The 2,095-nt window shown below is 43.9% G+C and carries 1 protein-coding gene; it reads left to right on the forward strand.

Features of this window, described 5'->3' with window-relative positions; translation table 11 throughout:
* Positions 1–2,095, forward strand: a 2,095-nt coding sequence (locus EAO38_RS08450; RefSeq protein ID WP_268877834.1) for a putative barnase/colicin E5 family endoribonuclease, incomplete at both ends; no start/stop codon positions are given.

Genomic DNA, 2,095 nt, shown 5'->3' on the forward strand with positions numbered 1-2,095 from the left:
AAGAGTGGATGACTTGTTAAGGGGGGCATTTATTGCCCCTAAAGAAAGCATAGATAAGCAATTTAAGCACATCTTAGAGAGTCTACAAGCCAACCCCAGCATTGAGGACATCAATCCTAGATTCATTAAAACCCAAGACAATTATCAAGGCGCGCATATTAATTTTACTTATGAGGGCATCTCTAGTGAGATACAGGTGCACACGCCCAAGAGTTGGGAGACTAAGAAGAAACAAGACCCCTATTATAAAGAGTTGCGCCGAGAAAAACTACACCCCAGATTAACTAAGGGCGAACTTAAGAAACTCAGACGCAGGATAAGAGAACTAGGTCAAGAATCAGACTTAGACATTAGCTTTTTTACATCGTCTAAGCTCACTTCGCCACAGTATTCCCCCGTCCAATCTGAATTAGTTACAAAGTCAGCCGTAGATTTAAACGCGACCCAAGAACCCCCCTTAAACTCAAAGGCGGGGTCTTCTTCAGCATCAGGCACAGCGTACAACCGCCTAGATTCAAAATTAAACCAAAAATCCACATCTTTAACCGGGGGCAAGGGGATAGAGACTGACATACAAACTCCTTTGTCCCAATCTAGCACACCCGGTTTAAAAGGCAACTTAGAACAAGAATGGCTCAAGGCTTTCGGGCTTAAAAGTGTGGATGAGGATTTTACCCCCCAATTTAGTAAGCAGGTGCAAGAGGCTTTAGCCCCCGTGTTGCAAGGAGAGCAAATTAAGCTCACTAAGGGGAGCTTGGTGAAGTTGAGCAAACGCCAAAGAGAAGAGTTTTTGCCCTTGATTAAGCCCGCTTTAGAAAAAAGCGATGCCATTTTAAAGGATAAAGAGAACGCTTTAATCTTTGTTAAGGATATTGGCAAAAAGTACTATTTTACCAGCGTAGCAAAATCTAATAATGAAAATTGGACAATCCGTACCAACTCTTATAAGACTTTAAACAGATTAAAAAATGTTATGAACGATGGCGGAGAAGTGTTATATATGGGTGAGAAAGCCCCAAATATACTCGCTGAGACTTTTAAGGTTAAAACATTTTCTAACCAACTCGCAGGCGATTCTAACATAACAGGGCTTAAGGGGCAAGAAACAGGGTTTAAGGGTGGGGAAGTTGCCGGCGCGTCTGATATATTAGAATCGGGCGGAACTGCCATTAAGCCCTCTGACTTGCAGATTAATACCCCACCAAAGCATGGCAGTGCGTTAAACCCTGCACAAGACTCTACCAAACCCCCCCTTAACAATCAAATCCCCTTACTTCCCTATAAGCCCAACACACATATCCCAGCCACGTCTAAAGAAATCCTAGCCGCAGGCAGAAGCGCGTCTTTAGACAAGCAAGATATTTTAGACGCCATTAGATTTAAAAACAAGCTTTTAGAAGACATTTTAAAACCTAACCCCGCCTTTGGAGAGAATTTTAAAGAATTTGCCCTTAAGGGCAAAGAGGCGGTTAGCAAGCTTTTAAAAGAAAAACGCGGGCAAGTGAGCGGAGCGTTTTATAAAGAGGGGTTGGGCTATATTGATTTGGTGTGGGGAGAAGTTAGAAACAAAGAGGGCAAGATACAAGGACATGGCTTAAGTAAGATTGTAGAAAAACACCTTGATGACTTTAGTGGGTTTGAGGGGGGTACGCCTTTGGAGAAGTTGGGGAATGGCATTGAGGAGATTGTAAGCGGGGGGGTGCTTAAAGAAGTGCAGGGCGTTAAAACTATCCACTTTACTAACAAGAACGGCGCATTTAAGATAGGGCTATCACAAGGGTGGGACCATCAAGGGGATAATCACTGGGTGATCACAGCTTACAAAGTTAGAACCCCTTCTGCGCAGTTGTCCGACCAAGCGCAGCTTAACAAGGGCATGGGATACTCTAGCCCAAAAGGGGAGCATGATCCTAGCGTAGAAGCGAGCAAGAGTCAAGGTAGCAACTCTGACTCTTTGACTAAGGGCGAGACTCTGCCCCTAAACTCTAAAGCCCATTCTACCAAACCCCCCCTTAAAAAGCGCGCAAAACCCAAAGAAAAGAAACCCGAGATGACCCCAGAAGAAGAAGAGCAAATAAATAAACGCCTTGAAGAA

The organism is Helicobacter vulpis (genome assembly GCF_003660395.1).
GTDB lineage: Bacteria > Campylobacterota > Campylobacteria > Campylobacterales > Helicobacteraceae > Helicobacter > Helicobacter vulpis.